Consider the following 24,164-nt stretch of genomic DNA (forward strand, 5'->3'; position numbering starts at 1 on the left):
ATGCGACGCGCCCGCGGTTTCACGCTGATCGAACTGGTGATCACCGTGGCCCTCATCGGCCTGCTCGCGGCCCTGGCCGCGCCGGTGGCGGAGACCGTGGTGCGCCGGGGCAAGGAACAGGACCTGAAGGCAGCCCTGATGCAGATCCGCGACGCCATCGACGCCTACAAGGACGCCGCCGACTCCGGCCGCATCGCCAAGGCCGCCAGCGACACGGGCTACCCCGCGAACCTGGACATGCTGGCCAACGGCGTGGTGGACAAGGCCAGCCCGACTGGCGGCAAGATCTATTTCCTGCGCCGCGTCCCGCGCGACCCGTTCGCCGACGGCAGCCTCCCCGCGACGCAGACCTGGGGCCTGCGCGCCTCCGACACGCCGCCCGACGCCCCGCGCGACGGCAAGGACGTCTTCGACGTCCGCTCGCTGTCCGACGGCAAGGCCCTGGACGGCAGCTACTACAAGGAGTGGTGACATGGTCACCCGCACCGCACGCACCAGGGGCTTCACGCTCATCGAGCTGCTGATCGTGCTCGCGATCGTCGGCACCCTCCTCACCATCGCGGTGCCGAGCTATTTCGCGAGCCTGGACAACGCCAAGGAAACCTCGCTGCGGCAGAGCCTCTCCGTGATGCGCACGGCGATCGACCACTACAAGGGCGACCTGGGCAAGTACCCGGAGAACCTGCAGGAACTGGTGACCGCGAAGTACCTGCGCAGCATCCCGTCGGACCCGATCACAGGCATGCCCGACCAGTGGGTGCTGGAGATGGGCGGCGAGGCGGGCCAGGCCAGCGGCGTGCGCGACGTGCACAGCGGCGCGCCGGGCAACGCCAAGGACGGCACTCCCTATGCGAGCTGGTAAGGCCCCGCGTCGGCAGGGCGGCTTCACCTACTTCGGCGTCCTGTTCCTGCTGGTGTTGCTGGGGCTCGGCCTCGCGGGCACCGGCGAGACCTGGACCCTTGCCAGCCGGCGCGCCCGGGAGCGCGAGCTGCTGTGGACGGGCAACCAGTACGCGCGCGCCATCAAGGCCTACTACAACCAGTCGCCGGGCGTGCGCCAGTTCCCCTCGCAGCTCGAGGACCTGGTGGAGGACCGCCGCTTCCCCGTGCCGCGCCGCCACCTGCGCCAGCTGTACGCGGACCCGATCACGCGCGAACGCTTCGACGTCGTGCTGTCGCAGGATGGACGCATCGGCGGCGTGCGCAGCCACTCCGACAACACGCCGCTGAAGCAGGACAACTTCCCCGTGAAGTTCCGCGACTTCAAGGGAACGACCCGCTACTCCGACTGGCTGTTCATCGCGGACAACCTGCCGGGCTCGCCGTCCCGCCCGACGGCCGCGGGTGCAGCGGGTGCTGCGGGAGCCACCGCGGGTGGCGCCACCAGTCCCGCCGCTGCGGGCACCGCCTTCCCAGGCACCGCCTTTCCCGGCACCGCCGCTCCGGGCACCGCCGCGCCGGCCACGGCCGCTGACGCGACCGCAGGTGGAACCGCCGCTGAGACTGCGGGTGGGACTCCCGGTGGGACTCCGAGTGGGTCTGCGGGTGGAACCGCCGGTGGAACTCCCGGCACGACCGCGCCTGCGCCCGCGCCGGTACGACCCGGCCCGGTGATCAGCACGAAGCGCTGAAGCAACTGTCCTCGTTGGCTGCCTGCAGCGCGAGGCTGCGGCACGCCTGCGACTGCCTGCCCTGGGCCGTCAGGTCCTCGGGGGTCCGCCCACCTTCGCCGGCCAGCTTGGCGTTGCGGTACCAGTGCAGGGCCTCGGACAGGCTGTCGCAGTGCCTCGACGCCATGCTGACGATGGCCACGACCTGGCGCAGGTGCGACTGCAGGCGCAGGTCCGCCGGAAGATGCCGCGTCTCGGCGGGGCGCTCCGAATCCCGGACCAGGTCGCGGGCCCGGCGGCCGACCAGCAGCGCCACGTCCGCGGCGCGCAACGGATGCACGCGCGCGACCTCCTGCTCCAGTCGCCGCAGCAACAATGCCTTGGGGTGATCGTCTTCCTGCCCGTGTTCCATGCCGTGAGCTTGGGTCAGGGAACTTAACGTGGAATTAAGAGGGTCCGGGTCGCCCGATCGCCTCCGGCAGGAGGGCTGCGGGCCGCTGGCCCGCCGGGGGATCAGCGTGCGAACGCGGTGAGTGCGTCGCCGCAGGACATCCGGGTGGCGCTCACGATGCGCCGGCGAAAAAAACGCCCGACCCGGAAGCGCCATGCCGGTGAGGGCATGCAGGATTGGCGCTTCCGGGCGGGCAACTTCGCTCTCCTTGCGAATCTTTCAGATCACTTGAACACGATGTCGATCGCGGCCGTGCCGCCCAGCGAGGGCAGCGTCGAGAACGCGCGGATGAAGGTGGGCGCCACCTTCCAGACGCTGGTGCCGGACTTCGGGTTGATCGCGCCGGTCGCCGGGACAAGCTTGTCCATCGCCCAGTTGCCCAGGCCATCGAGCACGGCGGTGCCGATCACGCAGTTCGGGTTGGTCGCGGTGCCGTTGCAGGGCGCCGCGGCGCCGACCAGCGTGCCGTTCTCGTACACCACCGTGATCGTCTGGCCCTGGATGATGTTGTCGGTGCCGTCGATCGTCCAGCGGTTCTTGTTCTGCACGAACTGGTGCTTGCCGAAGGTGATCAGTTCGTTGGCCGCCACGTTGACCGTGCCGGTCGCGAGGTTGGCGGACTGCGCACCGGCCACGTCCGTCACCCGGTAGGTGAAGGTCTTGGGTCCGGTCGTGGTGGGGGTGTAGCTGATCACGCCGTTCACCGGCACGGGCTGGGTGCCCATGCCCGCCGGCCAGGTCACGATCACCGCGTCCTTGACGTCGCCGTTGCCGTCCGGGTCGGTGGAGCTGCCGATCAGGTTCATCACGTTCAGCTTGCCCACCACCGCGCCGACGGTGGTGTTGCCGGCCACGGGCGTGTCGTTCACCGCGTTGATGATGATCGTCGCCGTCGCCTGGTTGGACACCGCGCCATCGACCGTGACCGTGTAGTTGATCGCCTCGACGCCGCTCGCGTTGGCGTTCGGCACGTAGGTCAGCACGCCGTCCGTCACCGTCGCCGTCCCGAGGCGGGGCGCCGAGGCCGTGACCGACACCACCGCGCCGCTGGCGATCGCGCTGCGAATGCTGGTCAGCACGCCACCGCGCGAGATCACGTCGTTGGCCAGCAGGTCGATCGTCACGTTCTGGCCGGCGGCGCAGGCCAGGGCGGCAGTCGGCGAGCAGTCCTCGAACATGCCGAGGGTGTCGGCCACCGCGGTGGGCACGCCGAAGATCACGGCCGCACCGGTGGCGGTGTTGGTGGTGCGCAGGACCGAGCCGCCCTTGTTGGACGACACCTGCACCTGCGAGGGCGGAGCCGCGAGGGCCGAGACGCTGGCCGCGCCGCCGGCGAGTTCGAGGCCGGTGCCCGCACCCCTGCCGACAGTCGTGCCGGCAGTGACGCCCGGGCCGTAGCCGGCCAGGGTCAGCACTGCGGTCGGGTCGCTGGACGCCGCGTTGACGGTCAGCGTGCCGTTGGCGGCGCCGTCGTAGTTGGCGACGCTGATCTGCACGTCGTCGGTCACGGGGCGCAGGTAGTAGGCGGGGACGACCTGGCCGGTGGCGTTGGTCGCGCTCTGGTCGACGATGCAGACGTGGCTGGGCGGCAGGCCGCCGGGCTGGCTCTGGCCCCAGTAGTCGGGGTCGGTGGAGGCCATGCTGTGCGGCACGCCGGCCGGCGCGCTGTACGGGCCGTCGCTGACGGTGACCACGCCGGTGACCGGATCGGTGACCAGGGCGCCCGCGCAGGGCACGTCGTAGTACTGCAGGTTCGGCTTGACCGCCGGCGCCTGCGTCGTGGCGGGGATGCGCGACTGCGAGGTCGACGAGGCTTGCGCGAACACGTCCAGGTTGGTCACGGTGCCGGCGGCGTCGGCCTTGTAGGTGGCACGCGCCTTCGAAACCTGCCCGGCCAGCGTGCCGGTCATCAGGCGGCCCATGAGGGTGAAGTTGCTCTCGCCGTCGAGCGTGTAGAACACGGCGCCATCATTGGTGGGCGACGGGGCGGCCACTTCGACGCGGAAGGTGTTGTGGTTGCGCAGGGCGGTCGTGCCGTCGGTGTTGCGTGCGGTGAAGGCCGGCAGCGGGCTGCCGGTGACGGTGCCGACGCGCGCCGGATCGGCGATGTACTTCTTGCCGGTGCCGGGATCGGCGGTCGGGCCGGCGCCGAGCGCGACCATCTGGTCGTAGAACGGATCGGTGCCGGGAGCGGCGGCCCGCAGGTCGGGCATGGGCGGCACTTCGGCGCCGCCGGCCGCCGGCGACGGCAGCAGGAAGGGGCCCACCGGGCCGTTCAGCGTGCACTCGAAGGTCGCGATGCAGGCCGTGCCGATGTCGACCGTGTCGAAGATGCGGTCGCCGGCCCTCTGGCCCAGGTAGGTCACGTCCGAGTACGGCGTGATCACGCGGTAGTCGCCGTCGAAGGGCAGGCTGGGCATGAAGACGCGCAGGCGAGCGAACGTCATCTGGTCGCCGGGCGCCGGGGCGCCGTTGGCGAACGCCGCCTCGAGGGCGATGACCAGCTTCGCGCGGAAGCCGTTGCCCGCATCGAGCATGACGTTGTCGGCCGCCCAGTAGAAGTGCTCGTCGAAGAAGTTGGTGGGGAAGGTCTCGGGGATGACGACGTCGCCGGGCAGCAGCAGGCACCAGCCGCCATCGACTTCGGCCGCCGTCCTCGGATCGCAGAACTCCATCGCGATGCCGGTCTTGTCCTGGAACCAGGCGGGAAAGCCGCCGACCGAGGGTGCGTTGTTGACCGGGCCCATGCGTTCCAGCACGGCCCAGGCGGGGGTGGTCGCGAACGACAGCAGGACTGCCGCGGCGATGAGGTTGCGTTGATGCTTCATGTGGGGTGCCCCTCTAAAAGGAGTTGTGTGGTTATGGAGTCGCCGTGGGCCTTTGCCCCAGCGACGTAGTACCAATTGCACAATCCGGGCCCACCTCAAGGCCGCGGGCAGCACCCCCTGACGAGAGTGCTGCCCGCGTTCCAGCTCCTTCACTGTCGCCGCCGACCCGCAGGGACGGCACACGCGATCGGCGGTGGGGGCCGCCTTTCGGTCTGCGTCACCCACGCCCGCGGCGACTCGGGGAAATTCCCCCACGACCGGGGACACCTGCTGCGTGTAGACACACAGTCGTTGCGTCCTCGGTCGTGGGTCATCGCTCGTCCTCCCGATCAGCGGAAGGTGATGGCGGTGGTCCGCGAGCCACCGAGCACCGGGGCGCTCGAGAACGCACGGATGCTGGTCGGACGGCTGTTGGTGGGCCAGTACGAACCACGCGGATCCTGCGTCGAGCCACCCGCGATGATCTGGTCGAACAACCAGGCGCCGGTGCCGTCCACGACGGCGGTGCCGACCACGCACGCCGGGATGGCGTCGGTGCCGTTGCAGATCTCGCCGTTGCGCGACGTGCCGTTGGCGTAGGCGATGGTGATCCGCTGGCCGGCGCGCACCAGGTCCGTCCCGCCGACGGTCCAGCGCAGCTTGGCCGCGCGGTAGTCCTGCACCGTGAACTGGATGTCCTCGGCGGCGACGACCGTCACCGTGCCGGTGGCCGTGTTGTCGGACAGCAGGCCGGCGGCGTCCTTCACCTGGTAGCCGAAGGTGAAGTTGCCGGTGGCGTTGGGGCTGAAGGAGATCGAGCCGTTCACCGGGGTCGGTTGCGGGCCGAGCTGCGCGGGCCACGTGGTGAGCACCGCATCCTTCACGTCCGTGGCGCCGTCCGGATCGGTCGCGCCCAGCAGCAGGTTCATCACGTTGGTCTTCGCGACGACGCCGTTGATGGTCTGGTTGCCGGCCACCGGCTTGTCGTTCACCGGGGTGATGGTGATCGCGGCCACGGCCTGGTTGGAGACCTGGCCGTCCACCGTCACCGTGTAGTTCACGTTGTCGATGCCGTTCGCGTTGGCGTTCGGGATGTAGGTCAGGACACCGCTGGTGGACACGCTCGCCAGGCCCAGGCGGGGCGCCTGCGCGGTGACGGTCACGGTCGCCAGGTTCTGCGAGACGGCGTCACGCAGGCTGGTCATCACGCCGTTCAGCAGGACCTGGTCGTTGGCCAGCAGGTCGATCTGCACGCCCTGGCCGGCCGGGCAGATCGTCGCGGCTTCCGCGGAGCAGTCCTCGTTGACCGAGGCGGCGTCGTTCACGGCCGCCGGCTGGCCCACCAGCATGGCGGCGCCGTGGGCGGTGTCGACCTTGCGCAGCACGGCGCCGCCCTTGGACGAAACGACGTTCACCTGGGACGGCGGGGCCTTCAGGGCCAGCACCTGGGCGGACGTCCCCGACAGCTCCAGGCCCGCGCCCGCGCCGACACCGATGGAAACGCCGGGGGTCGCGGCATCGCCGGGGCCGTAGCCGGCCAGCGTCAGGGTCGCGGTCGGGTCGCTGGACACGGCGGCGACGGTCAGCGTGCCGTTCTCGGGACCGACGTAGTGGGCCGTGTTGATGATCACGTGGTCGGTGACCGGCACCAGCGTGTACGACGGGACGACCTGGCCGGCGGCGTTGCGCGAGCTGGTGTCCTCGATGCACACGTGGCTCGGCACGGCGGCGCCGGGCGAGCTCTGGCCCCAGAAGTCGTGGCCGGTGTTGCCCATGTCGTGGGCGGTGCCGACAGGCGCGGTGTACGGGCCGGCGTTCACCTTCGTCAGGCCGGTGGCCGGATCGGTGGTGAGGGCACCGCCGCAGGCCTGGTCGTAGAAGGAGATCACCGGGGTCACCAGCGGCTGCACCGGCTGGCCGGGGATGCGGGCCTGCACGGTGGGCGAGGCCTGCGCGAACACGTCGAGGTCGGTGAGAGCGCCGTTCGCGTCCGCCTTGTAGGTGGAGCGGGTGTTGGACACGTTGCCGGGGATCACGCCGGTCATCAGGCGGCCCATCATCGTGAAGTTGGTTTCGCCGTCGGCCGTATAGAACACGTGGCCGTCATGCGTGGGCGACGGAACGCGCACTTCGATGCGGAACGTGTTGTGGTTGCGCGTGACGGGGGTGCCGGAGGTGGCGCCGGACGAGTCGATCTCGTACGAGGTGTAGGGCGGCAGCGGGCTGCCCGTGACCGCGCCGACGCGGCCGGGGTCGGCGATGTACTTCTTGCCGGTGCCCGGGTTCGCGGCGGGAGCGGCGCCGGCGGCGACGGCCGCATCGTAGAACGGGTCGGTTCCGGCGGGGGCGCTCTGCAGGTCGGGCATCGGGGGCACTTCGGCGCCGCCGGCCGAGGCCGAGGGCAGCAGGAAGGGGCCGAGGGTGCCGTTCAGCGCGCACTCGAACGTGGTCGGGCAGCTCGTGCCGATGTCCAGCGTGTCGAAGATGCGGCCGCCGGCGACCTGGTCGTAGTAGCTCACGTCCGAGAAGGGCGTGATCACGCGGTAGTCGCCGTCGAAGGGCAGGCGCGGGATGTTCACGCGCAGGCGGGTGAACACCATCTGGTCGCCGTCGACGGGCGCGCCGTTGACGAAGGCGGACTCGAGCGCCAGCACCAGGGTGGCCTTCAGGCCGGTGCCGGCATCGAGCAGCACGTTGTCGGTCGCGAAATAGAAATGCTCGTCGAAGTAGTTGCTCGGGAACTGCTCGGGGATGGTGACGTCGCCCGGCAGCAGCAGGCACCAGCCGCCATCCACTTCGCCCTGCGTCGAGGGAGCGCAGAACTCCATCGTGATGCCGGACTTGTCCTGGAACCAGGCCGGGAAGCCGCCGACCTGCGGGGAGCGGTCGATCGGGCCCAGCCGCTCGAGGCCGGCGTAGGCCGTGGTGGCGGACGCGGCAGCCATGGCGAGGACCACCGCCGCCGAAATCATGTTGCGCTTCGGTTTCATGAAATTAGTCTTTCCTGTCAAGGGGTGATGGTGATCGCGAGCAACTACCGGATTACGCTTGCCCACGTTCATTGGTTTTTGTCGCTGGTACTGCGATCAACCAGGCTGAGCGACACAGCCAGGCTTTGCTCCCGTGGACAGCGCTTGCGGCGCTGCCCGGTTGCACGGTTCGCGTCCCGCGCCTTCGTCCGCTGCGGACTTCGTGGCGCGTTGCGCTGCGATCAGTTCGTCGACCTTGGCCAGCACCTGCTGCGGCCGGTCGACGTCGTAGAGGCGGGTCCAGCGGCCGCTCTTCGCGTCGCCGACCAGGATCTGGGCCGGGTGGTTCTCCGGCCTCGTGATGTGGATGCCGAAGGACTGCAGCGCCTGGGCGACGTTGCTGACATCGCCGGTGAGCCACAGCCAGCCCGCCTTCGGCTCGAAGTGCGCCGAGTACTCCTTCAGGCGCGCCGGCGTGTCGCGCACCGGGTCCACCGTCATGGACACCAGGCGCACCTTCTTTTCCATCAGCGGCGCGAGGCTCGCCTGCAGCTGCGCGAAGGTCTGCGACACCATCGGGCAGATGTCGGTGCAGTTCGTGTAGACGAAGCCGACGACCACGATCTTGTCGGCGAGCGCGTCGCTGGCCAGGCGCAGCTTGCGGCCGTCCTGGTCGACCAGCTGCGCGTCCACGGGGCGCACGGGCTTGCCCGTCACCGAGGCCGGCGGCTTCGAGGAATGCCCCTCGTGCCCGTCGCCGTGCGACCAGGCGCGCGGCATGCAAAGGGCCAGTCCCAGCATCAATGCCGAAACTGCGAGAGCTTTCTTCCTGTTCATCTGCACTTCTCCTCGGTTGTGTCCCCGTGCTGCAAACACAGCGCGGATGTAACTCGTGTTACGCAAGGGCCAGACCAAGAACGAAAGTGCCTCGCATTCCGGCACCTAGGACCGCGGGGGGTGGGCACACCCGGGACGGCAGAGGTGCTCGGAAGTTCTTTGATGTAGATCAAAGCTCCGACAAAACCCTAAGGACAGGCTGGAGGGCGTGGAAACGGGAAAAGACGGTGGGGAATGGGACCGGGGGAATTCCCCACGATTGGGTGGGGGTGCGGAACCCCGTTCCCCCAGGGAACCGGAAGGCGGTTCAGTCCGCGCCGCTCTGGAGGCGGTGGTAGCGCGAGATCACGCGGGGCACGTAGGCCTGGGTCTCGGCATTGCGCGGAATGCCCCCGGTGCGCTCCACGGCGCCGGGGCCGGCGTTGTAGGCGGCCAGCGCCAGCGCCAGGTTGTTGCCGAAGCGGGCGAGCAGATCCTTCAGGTAGCGGGCGCCACCGTCGACGTTGGCGGCAGGATCGCGCGGGTTGGCGACATTGAGGGTGCGGGCCGTGCCGGGCATCAGCTGCATGAGGCCCAGCGCGCCCTTGGGCGAGACGGCCGCCGGATTGAAGCCGGACTCCGTCTCGATCACGGCCTGCAGCAGCGCCTCCGGAAGGCCGTGGGTGCGCGCAGCGGCGCTCACCAGGGGGGACCAGGCCTCGCGCCGCTTCGCGAGCGTGCCGGACTTGCCGGCGGTGGCCGCCGCCAGGGCCGGCGTGGCGGCGCGCGGGGCCCCCGGGACCGCAGGTTCGGGTTCGAACGGGCCGTCAAGATTGCTCAAAAGCAAGCCTTCGTCGCCTTCATCCGTGACCTGGATGGGCGCCTGTGCGGCCTGGGCGGCGCCGAGGGCGGCGCAGCACAAGGCGGCGGCGCCGGCCCGCAGGCGCCAGCGTGTACGTGGATCGGACATCGACTGGGGCTCCGGGGGATTGACCGGCCCTGCAGCCGGTGCTGTGATCGCAGTCGCAAGTCCCACGCCAGCACCTCCTTACGCGGGCACCAAATTTGCGACGGCTTGCAAGCCAACAAACCATAGGGACTCTCCATGCGCCAAATTCCCCACCCCTGCCAGTCGCGCCGGTTGCGGCGCGGCTTCACCCTGCTCGAACTGCTGGTCGTGCTGGTCGTGCTCGGCCTGCTGGTCAGCATCGTGGGCCCGCGTTACTTCAGCCAGCTCGGCAAGTCCGAGGGCAAGGCGGCCCAGACCCAGATCGCCAGCATCGTCAAGGCGCTCGACATGTACCGCCTCGACGTGGGCAAGTACCCCACGACCGAGCAGGGCCTGGCCGCCCTGAGCGCGGCGCCCGCCAACGAGGCGCGCTGGCGCGGCCCGTACCTGGCCAAGACCGTCCCGGCGGATCCCTGGGGCCGCGCCTATGTCTACAAGTCGCCCGGCGACACCGCCGAATTCGACCTGATGTCCTTCGGCAAGGACGGCGCCCCCGGCGGCACCGAAGAAAACGCCGACATCACCTACTGATCCCGCGGAGCGCGGACCATGCAATTCCAGGTCAAGGCCCTCGACGGGCGCCGGGGCATCATCCAGCTCACGCTGGACGCGGGCACGCTCGACTCGGCACGCCAGCAGGCGGAGCACCAGGGCCTGCGCGTCATCGCGGTGGCGCCGGTGCGCAAGCTGGCCTCGCTGGGCACGTCGATCGGGCGCAGCAAGGACTTCCCACTGGTGCTGTTCAGCCAGGAGCTCGCGACGCTGCTCAGCGCCGGCCTGTCGCTGATCACGGCGCTGGAGAGCCTCGCGGAGAAGGAGCACGACAGCGGCACGCGCAAGGTGCTCGCGTCGATCGTACGGCTGCTCTACGAAGGCAAGTCGTTCTCGCAGGCGCTGGCGCAGTTCCCCGGGACCTTCCCGGACCTGTACGTGGCCCTGATCCAGTCCAGCGAGAAGACCGGCGCCATCCACGGCGGCCTGCAGCGCTACGTGGCCTACCGCACGCGCATCGACATGCTCACGCAGAAGATCGTCAGCGCCTCGGTCTACCCGGTGCTGCTGCTGCTGGTGGGCATGGGCGTGCTGCTGTTCCTGGTGGGCTACGTCGTGCCGCGCTTCAGCACGGTGTTCGGCGAGGTGGGCGCCAAGCTGCCCTGGCTGTCGCAGGTGCTGATGAATTTCGGCAGCATGATCAACCAGCACGTGGGCGCCCTCGCCCTGTCGGCGGTCGCGCTGGCCGCGGTCGCGGCGGGCCTGTGGCAGGTCACCGCCGTGCGGGCCGCGCTGGGACAGGCCATCCTGGCCCTGCCCGGCGTGCGCGAGCGGGTGTTCCTGTACCACGTGACGCGCCTCTATCGCTCGCTGGGCATCCTGCTGCAAAGCGGCATCCCGATCCTGCAGGCGATCGGCATGGCGCGCGGGCTGATCGGGGCGCGCATGGGCGTCCTGCTGGACCAGGCCGCGCAGCGCGTGCGCGAGGGGCAGCCGCTGTCGCAGGCCTTCGAGGCCAACCACCTGTCCACGCCGGTGGCGCTGCGCATGCTGCACGCCGGCGAGCAGGCCGGCAACCTGGGCGCGATGATGGAGAAGACGGCGGACTTCTACGACGAGGAGATGGGCCGCTGGATCGAATGGTTCGTGCGCCTGTTCGAGCCGCTGCTGATGGTGTTCGTCGGCGCGGTGATCGGCGTGGTGGTGATCCTGATGTACATCCCGATCTTCGAGCTGGCGGGATCGATCCGATGACGAGGAGGGCCTGAGGAGGCAGAGGGCCGGCGCATGCCGGCCCTTTTTCATGGCGCGCGGCGCCGGAGCCCATTGAAAAGGGCACGGACCCTTGCGGACCCGTGCCCAACCCTCGACAGGCCGGCCGCGCGGCGGCCGGTGGACGAATCAGTACTCCTGCAGCGTCCCGAAGCCCGACCCGGGCTGGTCCACCGGGCGCTGGAGGCCCATCTTCTCGATGCGGTAACGCATCATGTCCCGCGACAGGCCCAGCAGCTTGGCGGACTTGGTGACGTTCCAGCCCGTGCGCTCCAGCGTCTTCACGACCAGGGTGCGCTCCATCTCCGCCAGGTCGGCCATGTCCGCGCCGCTCTTGGGCACCGACATGCAGGGTTCGTTGCAGCCGCGGAAGTCACGCTCGAACTTCGACTCCGGCGCCAGGCTCGGGCACAGGGCCAACTGAGTCACGCCGATCGTGTCGGTGGGCGCCAGCAGCACCGTCTGCTCCAGCATGTTGCGCATCTCGCGCACGTTGCCGGGCCAGAAGTACTCAAGCAGGCTCTTCTCGGCGTCGGGGCTGAAGCGCAGGTTCGGCTTGCCGTAGCGGCGGCCGTGCGACTGCAGGAAGTGGCGCGCGAGCAGCAGGATGTCGTTGCCGCGGTCGCGCAGGGCCGGCACGTTGACCGAGATGATGCGCAGGCGGAAATACAGGTCGCTGCGGAAGGTGCCCTGCTTGACCATGGCCGCGAGGTCGCGGTTGGTGGCGCTGATGATGCGCAGGTTGACCTTGCGCTCCTTCACCGCGCCGATGCGGCGCACCGTCTTTTCCTCCAGCAGCTTCAGCAGCTTGGCCTGGAGCGACATGTCGATCTCGCCGATCTCGTCGAGGAACAGCGTGCCGCCATCGGCCGCTTCCACCAGGCCGGTGCGGCGCTCCTTGGCGTCGGTGAACGCGCCCTTCTCGTGGCCGAACAGTTCGGACTCGAGCAGGTGCGAGGGGATCGAGGCGCAGTTGATCTCGACGAAGGGCCCGTTGGCTCGGGCGCCGTCGAAGTGCATGGAACGCGCGACCAGCTCCTTGCCGGTGCCCGTCTCTCCGTGCACCAGCACCGCCGGCAGGTCGCCGTCGGCCACGCGGCGCTCGGCTTCCAGCACCTGGCGGATGGTGGCCTTCATCTCCTGCATGGCCGCGGAGTCGCCGACCAGCGCGGCGAGGCCCGCGCCGCTCGCCTGGCGCTGCTGGTGGAACTGCAGCGCCTGCTCCATCTTGGCCGTGCCCACGGCGCGCTCCAGCAGCAGGTTCAGTTCCGCCATCGACACCGGCTTGCACACGTAGTCGTAGGCGCCGGCCTTCATGGCCGCGACGGCCGTCTGCGCGCTGTCGTCGCCCGTCATCACGATGCACTTGGCCAGCGGGTCGCTCTCGCGCAGCTTCGTCAGCAGCTCGATGCCGGTCATGCGCGGCAGGCGCTGGTCGGTCACCACCGCGTCGGGATGGAGCGTCTCGAAGAACCCAAGGGCTTCCTCGGCGGTGCTGCAGGCCTGCACCTCCCAGCCGTTGCGCGTCAGGTAGGCGCTGATGTTGGCCTGCTGGATGGCGTCGTCTTCCACCACCAGTACGGTCTTGCCCATTGCTCTCTTCCTATCCCTTGAAATGCAGGCGCACCTGCGTGCCCACGTTCGGCTCGCTGCTCAGCGCCACGAAACCACCGAAGCGCTCCATCGCTCGCTTCAACATCGGAAGCCCCACCCCCAGCCCATGGGACTTGGTGGTGTGGAACGGCCGGAAGGCCGTTTCCAGCTGCTGCTCCGTCATCCCCACCCCCGAATCGCTGAACACCAGGTCCACCCCGTCCGGATTCTTCACCTTGCGCATCTCGATGCGCAGGTCGCCGCCGCGGGGCATGGCCTCCACGGCGTTGGAAATCACGCTGTGCAGGGCCTGCCGCACGAGCGACGTGTTGCCCTGCACCTGCGTGCCGCAGACCTCGCCGCGCTCCCAGTGCAAGCGCACGCCGGAGCGATCGAAGGTGGGCGCGAAGGAGGCCAGCAGGGTGTCCAGAATGGCGCAGAGGTCCACGGGTTCGGTCTCGCCCATGATCGGGCGCGAGTACAGGAGCAACTCCCGTACCCACTGCGACAGGAAGTCGACCTGGGTGATGATGTCCTGCGCGTTCTTGCGCACCGGCAGGTCGTCGGTACAGGCGGCGAGCTCCGCGCTGGAGCGCACGCTCGCCAGCGGGTTGCGCAGGCTGTGCGCCAGCGCCGTGGCCATCTCGCCGGCGAACACCTGCGACTGCGCCTCGAGCAGCTGCTTCTGCTGCTGCTGCAGCACGCGCGAGCCGCGCCGCACGATGCTGAACAGGCCGAGGTAGATCACGACGCCGCCGGCCAGGGTGGTCATCCACACCAGCAGCTGGCCCGCGCGGATCGAGTCCATCAGGTGCCGCGGCTCCTTGTAGACCTCCACCACCGCGACGACCTCGCCCTTGGGGTCGGTCAGCGGCACGTAGTTCTCGATGAAGAATTCCCTGGGCTCCACCACGAAGCGCTGCTCCGAGCGCTCCGACATGTTGCCGGCGTGGTGCTTGGCCACGTCCATCTTGGAGGCGAAAGCCTCCCTGAGCTCCTCGTTCTCGTGCGTGAAGGTGCCGATCAGGTCGCGGTTGGTCGACCAGACGATCTTGCCGTCGCGGGCGTACACGCTCGTGAGCAGCACGTCGGGCAGGGTTTCGAGGTGCTCGTACACCTCGGACCGCGCCTGCGCCACCACCTTCGGCGACAGGCCCGCGCTCCACGTATCCCCGCGCGGATCGAGGAAGGGCACCAGGCTGACGGCGCCGATCTGCGCGGCCTCGACGCCGAGGCAGTTGTAGATGAACTGCGCGGTCAGCAGGGCGTCGCGCTGCAGCGCCTGCTGGGTCACGAAGTGGGACAGCACCGTGCCCGTCACGGCGGCCACCGGCAGCAGCGCCGCGAGACTGGCGATGGAGAACCACCGCAACAGGTTGAAGGGCCGCACCGGCGCAGCCGGACGGGGCTCTTTCGTGTTGGCCGATGGGACGGGGGCTACTGCGGGCACAGGCTGGCTTGGCGGCGCGGTTTCAATGGCTTGGGAGGTGGCCGCGGTCGAGGCAAAGCGGGGCCAGCGCCACCGGCCACGGCGCAGGCCCGTCGGGAAACTCAAGCGGTCGCCAGGCAATCCGGCGAGAGGCTTCACGGAGATCCTCCTGGTGTCAGTTCTCGGGCTGCCCAAGACCCCACTGACGCCACAACTCATAAAGGCGTTTTCATTATTGAAGGATTCGCCACGAACTTGCAATTCGTCACGATCAACTCGGCACGAAAGTGCCACGAAATAAGATAAGCGGTGTCGCATCCTCAGGCTTTGTGCGACTTGACAGGCTGGGGCATTCGTTGCTGCATCTGCCCGCGCGGAACCTGCCCGGCGCAAGGCCCTCACTGGCCCCACAGAGCCTCTGGCACGAAATACTGGCCTTGTCATCGAGCAGGGTTGACCGCCCAACCGCCCGGCAGTTCCGGTCGGCGACCGCCTGTAAGCAAAAGCAAGCAGGATGGTGAAATTCGCAACGGTGACGCGGCGCGGACGCTTCATGCGAACGGGCGAGGCGCGGCGACGACCAGGCGGAAAGAAAAAAGCCCCGCTGATTCAGCGGGGCTTTGCAGGTCTGGCGGAGTGGACGGGACTCGAACCCGCGACCCCCGGCGTGACAGGCCGGTATTCTAACCGACTGAACTACCACTCCGCGTCGGTGCCGGCTTTCCGCTCCTTCGAGCGCAAGCGCCGGCCAAACTTGGCGACCCTACGGGGATTCGAACCCCGGTACTCACCGTGAAAGGGTGATGTCCTAGGCCTCTAGACGATAGGGTCGTAACCTGGACTGACTGACCAACCAACGGATGCCTGGTGGAGGTAAGCGGGATCGAACCGCTGACCTCTTGCATGCCATGCAAGCGCTCTCCCAGCTGAGCTATACCCCCGCGTGGATCCGTCTCTCTGACTTAAAAGAAACACGGGCCGAAGCCCGTGTCTCGAATGACTGGCGGAGTGGACGGGACTCGAACCCGCGACCCCCGGCGTGACAGGCCGGTATTCTAACCGACTGAACTACCACTCCGCGTCGGTTGCTGACTTCTGCCTTTCGGACACAAGTGCCAGCAAAACTTGGCGACCCTACGGGGATTCGAACCCCGGTACTCACCGTGAAAGGGTGATGTCCTAGGCCTCTAGACGATAGGGTCGAAAACCTCTTGGACTCCGTTCGACACTGTGGTGGAGGTAAGCGGGATCGAACCGCTGACCTCTTGCATGCCATGCAAGCGCTCTCCCAGCTGAGCTATACCCCCTGCAGGTGTCGAGCCTTGAATTCTACACTGAAAATCACCCCTTCCTCAGGCGCTCGACAACAACTTCGCGCTGGCTGAGCGCGAGCACCGCATCGACCGAGGGGGTCTGCGCCGTTCCCATCACCAGCACGCGCACGGGCATGGCGAGCTGCGGCATCTTGAGGCCGGTGGCGCGCAGCGTTTCCTTGATCGCCTGGGCGATGTCGTCCTTGGTCCAGGGGCAGGTTTCCAGCATCTTCGCCAGCATGCCCAGCGCGGGCCGCACGCCCTCGGTGATGTGCTTGCGCACTTCCTCCGGATCGGGCTGCACGTCGGCATGGAAGCGCTGCGCCCAGTCGGCCAGCGCGAGCGTGGTGTCGCAACGGTCCTTGAACAGGCCGCAGATCGCGGGGAGGCGTGCATCGGCCGCGACGCCGCGCTGCGCCAGCAGGTCCTTCACCAGCACGGCCAGCGCCTCGTCGGGCATGAGCTTCATGTGCTGCGCGTTCACCCAGCGCAGCTTGGCGTCGTCGAACTGCGCGGCGCTGCGGCCGAGGTGGTCGAGGTCGAACCACTGCAGGAACTGCTCCCGGCCGAAGATCTCGTCGTCGCCGTGCGACCAGCCCAGGCGCGCCAGGTAGTTGACCATCGCGTCGGGCAGGAAGCCGGCGTCGCGGTACCAGGTGACGGGCTTGGCGCCGTGGCGCTTGCTCATCTTCTCGCCCTGCTCGTTCAGCACCGTGGGCAGGTGCGCGAACACCGGCGGCTCCTGGCCGAGGGCGCGGAAGATGTTGATCTGGCGCGGCGTGTTGTTCACGTGGTCGTCGCCGCGGATCACGTGCGTGATGCCCATGTCGATGTCGTCGACCACCACGCAGAAGTTGTACGTGGGCGTGCCGTCCGGGCGCGCGATCACCAGGTCGTCGAGTTCGTCGTTGCTGATCTCGATGCGGCCCTTGACCTTGTCGTCCCAGACGACCTTGCCCCCGATGGGATTGCGGAAGCGCCACACCGGCTGCACGCCTTCGGGGAGGGCCGGCAGGGTCTTGCCGGGTTCCGGGCGCCAGGTGCCGTCGTAGCGCGGCTTCTCCTTGGCCGCCATCTGCCGCTCGCGCAGGGCGTCCAGTTCCGCGACGCTCATGTAGCAGGGATAGACCAGCCCCTTCTCGCGCATCTCCGCCAGCACCGCGCGGTAGCGGTCCATGCGCTGCATCTGGTAGAACGGGCCTTCGTCGGGATCCAGCCCCAGCCAGCGCATGCCTTCCAGGATCACGTCCACCGCGGCCTGGGTGGAGCGCTCCAGGTCGGTGTCCTCGATGCGCAGGATGAAGGTGCCGCCCTGCGAGCGGGCGAAGGCCCACGGGTAGAGCGCGGAGCGGATGTTGCCCAGGTGGATGAAGCCGGTGGGCGAAGGGGCGAAGCGGGTTCTGACTTTCACAGCGCGTCCAGACCCCGGGAGAGGTCGTCCTGGATGTCGAGGGGATGTTCGAGGCCGACGGCCAGCCGTACCAGGCCCTGGCCGATGCCGGCCGCCTGGCGCTGGTCCTCGGTGAGCCGCCCGTGGGAGGTGGTGGCCGAATGGCTGACGATCGACTTGGTGTCGCCGAGGTTGGTGGCGATGCTCATGACCTGCGCGCTGTCGATCACCTTGAAGGCATTGCGGCGCAGGCTGGCCGGGTCGGCGCCCTTCACGTCGAAGGACACGACGGCGCCGCCCAGGCCCGACTGCTGGCGCATCGCCAGCGCGTGCTGGGGATGCGACTCCAGGCCGGGGTAGTACACGCGCGTCACGGCCGGATGCGATTCCAGGAAGCGTGCGACCTGCAGCGCGTTGGCGCACTGCTGCTTCATGCGGATGTCCAGCGTCTCCAGGCCCTTGAGCACCACCCAGGCGTTGAACGGCGCCAGCGTCATGCCGGCGGTGCGCACGATGGGCGCGAACACGTCGTTGATCCAGCGCGCGGAGCCGCAGAGCGCGCCGGCCATCACGCGGCCCTGGCCGTCCAGGTACTTGGTGCCGGAGTGGATCACGAAGTCCGCCCCCAGCTCGGTGGGGCGCTGCAGGGCCGGCGAGCAGAAGCAGTTGTCCACCGCCAGCAGCGCGCCGGCGTTGTGCGCCAGGTCGGCCAGCGCGGCGATGTCGCACACGTCGGTCAGCGGGTTGGTCGGCGTCTCGGCGAACAGCAGCTTCGTGTGGGGCTTCAGCGCCGCGCGCCATTCCTGCAGGTCGGTCTGCGAGACGAAGGTGCTTTCCACGCCGAACTTGCCGAATTCCTTGGCGAACAGGTTCATCGTGGAGCCGAACACCGAGCGCGAGCAGACCACGTGGTCGCCCGCCTTCAGGGTGCCCATCCCGAGCAGCAGGATGGCGGCCATGCCGGTGGCGGTGCCGATCGCGGCCTCCGTGCCCTCCATGGCGGCCAGGCGCAGCTCGAAGCTGGTGACCGTCGGATTCGAGGTGCGGGCGTAGGTGTAGCCTTCCTGCGGGTTGGCGAAGCGGTGCGCCGAGGTCTCGGCGTCGGGCTGCACGAAGCCGCTGGTCAGGTACAGGGCCTCGGAGTTCTCGCCCCACTGGCTGGGCGGCAGCGCCGCGCGGACGGCGAGCGTCTCGCGGCGCAGCCCCTGAGGCAGGGTCTTGCCTTTCATGCTCAGGCCTCCTGCGGATTCGGGATGGACAGGCGCGAAGCGCTCTCTTCCAGCGGGTCTTCCTGGCCGATGCGCGCCTCGTTGATGCGGGCGATGTCCTCCGGGTTGATGTCGCCGGTGACGTACACGCCGTCGAAACAGGACGCGTCGAAGCCGTCGAGCCGCGGGTTGAGCTTGCCGATGGCGTTCTTCATGCCTTCCACGTCCTGGTAGATCAGGGCATCGCAGCCGATGATCTCGCGCACCTCCTCCACCGTACGGCCGTGCGCCACCAGCTCGGTGGCCGTGGGCATGTCGATGCCGTACACGTTGGGGAAGCGCACCGGCGGCGCGGCGCTGGCCATGTAGACCTTGCGGGCGCCGGCGTCGCGGGCCATCTGCACGATCTCCCGGCTGGTGGTGCCGCGCACGATGGAGTCGTCCACCAGCAGCACGTTGCGGCCCTTGAACTCGCTCTGGATCACGTTGAGCTTCTGGCGCACGCTCTTCTTGCGCACCGACTGGCCCGGCATGATGAAGGTGCGGCCCACGTAGCGGTTCTTGACGAAGCCCTCGCGGTAGGGGATGCCGAGCAGCTGGGCCAGCTGCATGGCGCTGGGCCGGCTCGATTCGGGGATCGGGATCACCACGTCGATCTCGTTGGGCGGCACCGTGGAGATCACGCGCTTGGCGAGCGTCTCGCCCAGGTTCAGGCGCGCCTGGTACACGGAGATGCCGTCCAGCACGGAGTCGGGCCGCGCGAGGTAGACGAATTCGAAGATGCAGGGCGCCAGCTTCGGGTCCTGCGCGCATTGCGCCGTGTGCACCTTGCCCTGCAGGTCGATGAACACCGCCTCGCCCGGCGCGACGTTGCGCTCCAGGCTGTGCCCCGTGCCTTCCAGCGTGACCGACTCGCTGGCGACCATCACGGTGCCGCCCGCGCCCTTGCCGATGCACAGCGGCCGGATGCCGAAGGGGTCGCGGAAGGCGACCATGCCGTGGCCCGCGATCAGCGCCACCACCGCATAGGAGCCGCGCACGCGCCGGTGCACGTTGGCCACCGCCGCGAACACGTCGTGGGGCGCGAGCGGCAGGCCGCGCGTCGTCCGTTCCAGTTCGTGCGCGAACACGTTCACGAGCACCTCGGTGTCGCTCTCGGTGTTGATGTGCCGGTGGTCGGTCGAGAACAGTTCGGCCTTGAGCGCCTGCGCGTTGGTGAGGTTGCCGTTGTGCGCAAGGGTGATGCCGAAGGGCGCGTTGACGTAGAAGGGCTGCGCCTCTTCCTCGCTGAAGGCGTTGCCGGCCGTGGGGTAGCGCACCTGCCCCAGGCCCAGGTTGCCCGGCAGCGCGCGCATGTTGCGGGTGCGGAACACGTCGCGCACCATGCCCTTGGCCTTGTGCATGTAGACCTTGCGGCCCTGCTGGGTGACGATGCCGGCGGCATCCTGGCCCCGGTGCTGCAGCAGCAGCAAGGCGTCGTAGATCAGCTGGTTGACCGGGCCCTGGCTGACGACCCCGACGATTCCGCACATAGTGTTTCGCTTTCCTTCACGCCGGGAGATGGGTGCCGAACCGCTCGGGCACCACCGGCTTCAATCCACGCAAGGCCGCCGTCGCCACGCCGGCCGTCACCGATTCCGTCCACCACCCGCTGTCCTTGAAGCCGGCGAGATGGACCACCACCGCCAGGGCCAGCACGGCCACCGCGCCGCGCACCAGCCCGAACAGGCCGCCCAGCGCGCGGTCCACCGGCGCCAGCCCCGTGGCCGCCACCAGCTTCTTCACGAGCCAGGCCAGCAGCCCGCCCACGAACAGCGCGGCGATGAACACCACCGCGAACCCCGCAGCGTAGCGGATGGATTCGCCCGCGTGGCCGAGGGGCATCAGCGCTGCCGCCTTCGGCGCCAGCCACTGGGCCAGCAGGAAGGCCGCCACCCAGTTCAGCACCGACAGGACCTCGTACACGAGACCGCGCCACAGGCCCAGCAGCACCGACGCCGCCAGCACGGCCACCACCACCCAGTCCAGGACCGCCACTACAGCGACAGCACCGCGGCCGGCAGCGCCAGGCCCTTGATCTTCTCCGCCGCGCGATCGGCCTCCGCGCGCGAGGCGAAGGGGCCGGCGCGGACGCGGATGCGCGGCCCGTTCCTGGTCTCGGCGACGTTGGTGTAGTTCCTCAGTCCCGCGCGATCCAGCTTCTGCTGGGCCTGGCGCGCCTTGTCCCGTTCGGCGAAGGCGCCGACCTGCACCACGTAGCGCAGGCCCCCGGCCGTGTCGACCGACTTGCCTTCCAGCAGGGCCTGGGCCTTGGCGGCCTCCTGCGGGTGCCTGGGTTCGGCCTTGGGCGCTTCGGCCCTCGGCGGTTCAGCCTTGGGCGCTTCGGCCTTGTGCGGTTCAGCCTTCGGCGCTTCGATCCTGGCCGCTTCGGCCTTCGGCGCCGTGACCGGCGGCAGGCCGGCTTCCTGGCGGCTCTCGGTGATCATCGGCGTGCTCGCAGCCGGGGCCGCGACCTTGCCCGTCGCGGCGGGCGCGGGCGCGGGCGGCAGGGGCGGCAGGGGCGGGAGCGGCTTGACCTTGTTGCGGTCGGGGATCTCGATCGGGATGTCGACCGCCACCGGGCGGGGCTGCGTGTCGAACAGCAGCGGGAAGCCGACGACGCCGACCAGCACCAGGACCACGGCGCCGATCAGGCGGTGGCGGGCGCGCCGCCGCATCACTTCGATGCTTTCGGCGGGGGATGGCGCGGCCTTCGGTTCGTCGACCTTCTTGCGCAACTTGAACAGGGGCATCGGGAAGGGCGAATCAGCCCAGATGTTTGGAGGAGAGGCGAGGCACGCCATGCGCGAGCACGCCGCCCACCGTGTAGAACGATCCGAACACGACGATTCTATCAGTGGGCTCGGCAGCGGCCGTGGCCGCGCGCAGGGCATCCTCGGGGCTCGCGTGGGTGCTCGCGGGCACGTCGCGCCGCCCCGGCGCGGCCTGCCAGCGCTCCCGCAGCGCGCGGGCGGACGCCGCCCGCTGCGTCGGCAGGTCCGTGAAGTACCAGCGGTCCACCAGCGGCCCCATCTTCGCCAGCATCGGCCCCAGGTCCTTGTCGGCCATGGCGCCGAACACGGCATGCGTGGTGGGGTAGAAGCCCATCGCGTCGAGGTTCGCCGCCAGGGCCGCCACCGAATGCGGGTTGTGCGCCACGTCCAGCACCAGCACCGGCTGGCCGGGAACGATCTGGAAGCGGCCGGGCAGCTCCACCATCGCCAGCCCGTTGCGGATCGCCTGCGCCGTCACCGGCAGGCGCGAACGCAGCGCCTCGAAGGCCGCCAGCACGCCCGAGGCATTGAGCAGCTGGTTGGCGCCGCGCAGGGCCGGATAGGCGAGCCCCGCGTAGCGCCGGCCGCGCCCCGCCCAGGCCCACTGCTGCTTGTCGCCCGAGAAGTTGAAGTCGCGCCCCAGCAGCCACAGGTCCGCGCCGAGCGCGCCGGCGTACTGGATCGCGCTGTGCGGCGGCATGGGATCGCTGACGATCGCCGGCCTGCCCTCGCGCAGGATGCCCGCCTTCTCGCGGCCGATGCTCTCGCGGTCCGGCCCCAGGAACTCCTGGTGGTCCAGGTCGATGCTGGTGACGATCGCGCAGTCGGTGTCGATCACGTTGACCGCGTCGAGCCGCCCGCCCAGGCCCACTTCGAGGATGGCCAGGTCGAGGCCGCTGGCCGCCATCAGGTTCAGGATCGCCAGCGTGGTGAATTCGAAGTAGGTCAGCGCCACGCCGCCCGCCGCCCGGGCCGCCTCCACCCGTTCGAAATGGGGCAGCAGGTCCTGGGCCTGCACGATCTCGCCGCCGATGCGGCAGCGCTCCTCGAAGTGCACCAGGTGCGGCGAGGTGTAGACCCCGGTGCGGTAGCCCGCCTGCAGCGCGATCGCCTCCAGCATCGCGCAGGTGGAGCCCTTGCCGTTGGTGCCGGCGACGGTGACGACGGGGCACTCGAAGCGCAGGTCCAGGCGCTGCGCCACGGCCTGCACGCGCTCGAGGCCGAGGTCGATGTTCTTGGGATGGAGGCGCTCGCAGTGCGCCAGCCAGTCGCTCAGTTGGTTCATGGCGCGATTGTCTAAGATGCCGCATGACCGCGATCCTCTACGGCATCCCGAACTGCGACACGGTGAAGAAGGCCCGCGCCTGGCTGGCGGACCAGGGCGTCGACTACGCCTTCCACGACTTCAAGAAGGCCGGCGTGCCGCCCGGCCGGCTCGATGCGTGGCTGCAGGCCGCGGGATGGGAAAGATTGCTGAACCGCCAGGGCAGCACCTGGCGCAAGCTCGACGCCGACGCGCAGTTGCGCTCCGGCAACGAAGGCGGGGCGCGCGCATTGATGCTGGCGCAGCCCAGCGTGATCAAGCGGCCTATCGTCGAGTGGCCGGACGGCGCCGTGACGGTCGGCTTCGACGCCGCCGCGTGGAAAGCGCGAACGAGTACCTGAGCGGGGCATTTTTACCGCCGCTTTACCGTAAAGGGTGGCAACGGCTGGGCCGGGTGTCTAGACTTTGGGCACCAGCAGTTCAGAACGAGTTCTTGCCATGAAACATTCCGTCCTTTTCGCGGCCCTCGGCCTCGTCGCCTTCGGTGCCGCCGCGCAGGAAGTCGGCAACGTCATTTCCGCCACCCCCGTGGTCCAGCAGGTCACCGTGCCGCGGCAGACCTGCGCCCCGGGCATGGTCCAGGCCCAGCCCTACACCTCCGGCATGGGCGGCCTCGCCGGCGGAATCACCGGCGCGGCGCTCGGCAGCGCCGTCGGCCACGGCTCCGGCACCGCCGCGGCGATGCTGATCGGCACCATCGGCGGCGCGCTCCTGGGCAACAGCGTCGAGGCCAACAACATGCGCGCGCAGCAGGCCGCCACGCCCACCTGCACCACCGAGAACACGATCGAGAACCGCACCGTCGGCTACGACGTGGTCTACGAATACGGCGGCCGCCAGTACGCCACGCGCCTGCCGTACGACCCGGGCCCGACGGTCCGCCTGCAGGTCTCCCCGGTGGCGCAGGGCAGCATGGCGCCGTCGGCGCCGTTCGCGCCGGCCCAGGGCGTCGCGGGCACCGTGAGCGCCCCGCCCGTGCAGGGCGCGGTCGCCGTGGCGCCGCAGCCCGTTCCCGCGCCGCAGGTGCTGCCCTCGGGGGCGCCGCAGGTGCTGGCCGCGCCGGTGGTCGTGCAGCCCTATCCGGCCTATCCGGCGGCCGCCTATCCTCCGGCCTACCCGTATCCCGTGTACCCGGCGTACCGGCCGTACTACTACCCGCCGGTCGGCGTGTCGCTGGGCTTCGTGTTCAGCGGCCATGGTCACGGCCGCTGGCGCTGAGCCCCGCGGCTCACCCTGGAAAAACCCCGCGCTGCGGGGTTTTTCTTTTCGGCCCGGTCCGCAAGGGGGCGTCCGGGCACTCGCCTAAAATCGAGGGTTTCCCCCGAAGCACTCCCCTCCCCGCCATGACCACCGAGAAATTCGACGGCGTCGCCGTCGCGACCCAAGCGAACGTCTACTTCGACGGCAAGTGCGTCAGCCACAGCATCACGCTGGCTGACGGGACGAAGAAATCCGTGGGCGTGATCCTGCCCGCCAGCCTGACGTTCAACACCGGCGCGCCGGAGATCATGGAGTGCGTGGCCGGCTCCTGCGAGTACAAGCTGGCGGGCACGGGCGAGTGGAAGAAGTCCGGAGCGGGCGAGAAGTTCTCGGTGCCGGCCAACTCCAGCTTCGAGATCCGCACGACCGAGCCCTACCACTACATCTGCCACTTCGGCTGAAAGCAGT

Annotated in this window: 21 protein-coding genes and 6 tRNA genes; 8 read left to right on the forward strand and 19 right to left on the reverse strand. The window is 69.2% G+C overall.

The window, feature by feature from the left end; genetic code table 11:
- The 3 genes from JJ685_RS06460 to JJ685_RS06470 are packed head-to-tail and all read left to right on the forward strand — an operon-like array spanning window position 1 to window position 1,631.
- The gene (locus tag JJ685_RS06460) at window positions 1-471 is read left to right on the forward strand and encodes a type IV pilin protein (protein ID WP_201673364.1); all 471 of its coding nucleotides are present in this window, start codon (window positions 1-3) and stop codon (window positions 469-471) included.
- 1 nt (window position 472) lies between these two features.
- A complete protein-coding gene (locus JJ685_RS06465) occupies window positions 473-862 on the forward strand; it encodes a type II secretion system protein (protein ID WP_201673365.1) in 390 nt (129 codons plus the stop codon).
- On the forward strand, window positions 849-1,631 hold the full coding sequence (locus tag JJ685_RS06470) for a hypothetical protein (protein ID WP_201673366.1): 783 nt from the start codon (window positions 849-851) through the stop codon (window positions 1,629-1,631). The genes JJ685_RS06465 and JJ685_RS06470 overlap by 14 nt, the downstream gene beginning before the upstream one ends.
- Here JJ685_RS06470 and JJ685_RS06475 read toward each other — a convergent pair.
- From JJ685_RS06475 to JJ685_RS06495, 5 genes are all read right to left on the reverse strand, one after another.
- Window positions 1,615-2,022 carry a hypothetical protein gene (locus tag JJ685_RS06475; protein WP_201673367.1) on the reverse strand — a complete coding sequence of 136 codons (408 nt, stop codon included), beginning with the start codon at window positions 2,020-2,022 and terminating at the stop codon, window positions 1,615-1,617. The two genes, JJ685_RS06470 and JJ685_RS06475, sit on opposite strands and share 17 nt — an antisense overlap.
- A 263-nt stretch (window positions 2,023-2,285) precedes the next feature.
- On the reverse strand, window positions 2,286-4,889 hold the full coding sequence (locus tag JJ685_RS06480) for an Ig-like domain-containing protein (protein WP_201673368.1): 2,604 nt from the start codon (window positions 4,887-4,889) through the stop codon (window positions 2,286-2,288).
- 329 nt (window positions 4,890-5,218) lie between these two features.
- A complete protein-coding gene (locus JJ685_RS06485; RefSeq protein WP_201673369.1) occupies window positions 5,219-7,858 on the reverse strand; it encodes an Ig-like domain-containing protein in 2,640 nt (879 codons plus the stop codon).
- 96 nt (window positions 7,859-7,954) lie between these two features.
- Window positions 7,955-8,674, reverse strand: coding sequence for an SCO family protein (locus JJ685_RS06490; RefSeq protein WP_201673370.1), 720 nt, complete (start codon window positions 8,672-8,674; stop codon window positions 7,955-7,957).
- Window positions 8,675-8,981: 307 nt separating this feature from the next.
- Window positions 8,982-9,623: a lytic transglycosylase domain-containing protein gene (locus tag JJ685_RS06495; protein ID WP_201673371.1), complete on the reverse strand. Its 642-nt coding sequence runs from the start codon at window positions 9,621-9,623 to the stop codon at window positions 8,982-8,984.
- Window positions 9,624-9,758: 135 nt separating this feature from the next.
- Between JJ685_RS06495 and gspG the strand changes: the two genes are divergently transcribed.
- Both gspG and JJ685_RS06505 read left to right on the forward strand, forming a co-directional pair.
- Complete coding sequence (gene gspG / locus JJ685_RS06500) at window positions 9,759-10,193, forward strand: type II secretion system major pseudopilin GspG (RefSeq protein ID WP_201673372.1); 435 nt, start codon at window positions 9,759-9,761, stop codon at window positions 10,191-10,193.
- A gap of 18 nt (window positions 10,194-10,211) precedes the next feature.
- Window positions 10,212-11,408: a type II secretion system F family protein gene (locus JJ685_RS06505; protein WP_201673373.1), complete on the forward strand. Its 1,197-nt coding sequence runs from the start codon at window positions 10,212-10,214 to the stop codon at window positions 11,406-11,408.
- Window positions 11,409-11,555: 147 nt separating this feature from the next.
- On the opposite strand, the gene JJ685_RS06510 is transcribed toward JJ685_RS06505, so the two are convergent.
- From JJ685_RS06510 to folC, 14 genes are all read right to left on the reverse strand, one after another.
- Window positions 11,556-13,019 carry a sigma-54-dependent transcriptional regulator gene (locus JJ685_RS06510; RefSeq protein WP_201673374.1) on the reverse strand — a complete coding sequence of 488 codons (1,464 nt, stop codon included), beginning with the start codon at window positions 13,017-13,019 and terminating at the stop codon, window positions 11,556-11,558.
- Between the two features lie 10 nt (window positions 13,020-13,029).
- Entirely contained in the window at window positions 13,030-14,409 is a 1,380-nt protein-coding gene (locus tag JJ685_RS30235) for a sensor histidine kinase (RefSeq protein WP_201673375.1), read from the reverse strand.
- A 668-nt stretch (window positions 14,410-15,077) separates the two neighbouring features.
- Window positions 15,078-15,154 (reverse strand) — tRNA-Asp (locus JJ685_RS06520).
- Window positions 15,155-15,203: 49 nt separating this feature from the next.
- Window positions 15,204-15,279, reverse strand: a tRNA-Glu gene (locus JJ685_RS06525).
- Between the two features lie 34 nt (window positions 15,280-15,313).
- A tRNA-Ala gene (locus JJ685_RS06530) sits at window positions 15,314-15,389 on the reverse strand.
- A gap of 60 nt (window positions 15,390-15,449) precedes the next feature.
- Window positions 15,450-15,526, reverse strand: a tRNA-Asp gene (locus JJ685_RS06535).
- Window positions 15,527-15,574: 48 nt separating this feature from the next.
- A tRNA-Glu gene (locus JJ685_RS06540) sits at window positions 15,575-15,650 on the reverse strand.
- Window positions 15,651-15,679: 29 nt separating this feature from the next.
- Window positions 15,680-15,755 (reverse strand) — tRNA-Ala (locus JJ685_RS06545).
- Between the two features lie 34 nt (window positions 15,756-15,789).
- Entirely contained in the window at window positions 15,790-17,172 is a 1,383-nt protein-coding gene (gene gltX, locus JJ685_RS06550; RefSeq protein WP_201673376.1) for a glutamate--tRNA ligase, read from the reverse strand.
- Complete coding sequence (locus JJ685_RS06555; protein WP_201673377.1) at window positions 17,169-18,380, reverse strand: O-succinylhomoserine sulfhydrylase; 1,212 nt, start codon at window positions 18,378-18,380, stop codon at window positions 17,169-17,171. The genes gltX and JJ685_RS06555 overlap by 4 nt, the downstream gene beginning before the upstream one ends.
- A 2-nt stretch (window positions 18,381-18,382) precedes the next feature.
- A complete protein-coding gene (gene purF, locus JJ685_RS06560) occupies window positions 18,383-19,891 on the reverse strand; it encodes an amidophosphoribosyltransferase (RefSeq protein ID WP_201673378.1) in 1,509 nt (502 codons plus the stop codon).
- A gap of 16 nt (window positions 19,892-19,907) precedes the next feature.
- Window positions 19,908-20,396: a CvpA family protein gene (locus JJ685_RS06565; protein WP_201673379.1), complete on the reverse strand. Its 489-nt coding sequence runs from the start codon at window positions 20,394-20,396 to the stop codon at window positions 19,908-19,910.
- A complete protein-coding gene (locus JJ685_RS06570) occupies window positions 20,396-21,151 on the reverse strand; it encodes an SPOR domain-containing protein (RefSeq protein WP_201673380.1) in 756 nt (251 codons plus the stop codon). The genes JJ685_RS06565 and JJ685_RS06570 overlap by 1 nt, the downstream gene beginning before the upstream one ends.
- A gap of 13 nt (window positions 21,152-21,164) precedes the next feature.
- Window positions 21,165-22,457, reverse strand: a complete 1,293-nt coding sequence (gene folC, locus JJ685_RS06575) for a bifunctional tetrahydrofolate synthase/dihydrofolate synthase (protein ID WP_201673381.1) — start codon at window positions 22,455-22,457, stop codon at window positions 21,165-21,167.
- 23 nt (window positions 22,458-22,480) lie between these two features.
- On the opposite strand from folC, the gene JJ685_RS06580 reads away from it, so the two are divergent.
- The 3 genes from JJ685_RS06580 (at window position 22,481) to ppnP (ending at window position 24,157) form a co-directional block, all read left to right on the forward strand.
- Window positions 22,481-22,837 (forward strand): arsenate reductase, encoded by a 357-nt coding sequence (locus JJ685_RS06580; protein ID WP_201673382.1) that lies wholly within the window; start codon window positions 22,481-22,483, stop codon window positions 22,835-22,837.
- 97 nt (window positions 22,838-22,934) lie between these two features.
- The gene (locus JJ685_RS06585) at window positions 22,935-23,714 is read left to right on the forward strand and encodes a glycine zipper 2TM domain-containing protein (protein WP_201673383.1); all 780 of its coding nucleotides are present in this window, start codon (window positions 22,935-22,937) and stop codon (window positions 23,712-23,714) included.
- 125 nt (window positions 23,715-23,839) lie between these two features.
- Window positions 23,840-24,157: a pyrimidine/purine nucleoside phosphorylase gene (gene ppnP / locus JJ685_RS06590; protein WP_201673384.1), complete on the forward strand. Its 318-nt coding sequence runs from the start codon at window positions 23,840-23,842 to the stop codon at window positions 24,155-24,157.
- Window positions 24,158-24,164 lie beyond the last annotated feature (7 nt).

The sequence above is a fragment of the Ramlibacter monticola genome (genome assembly GCF_016722785.1).
GTDB lineage: Bacteria > Pseudomonadota > Gammaproteobacteria > Burkholderiales > Burkholderiaceae_C > Ramlibacter > Ramlibacter monticola.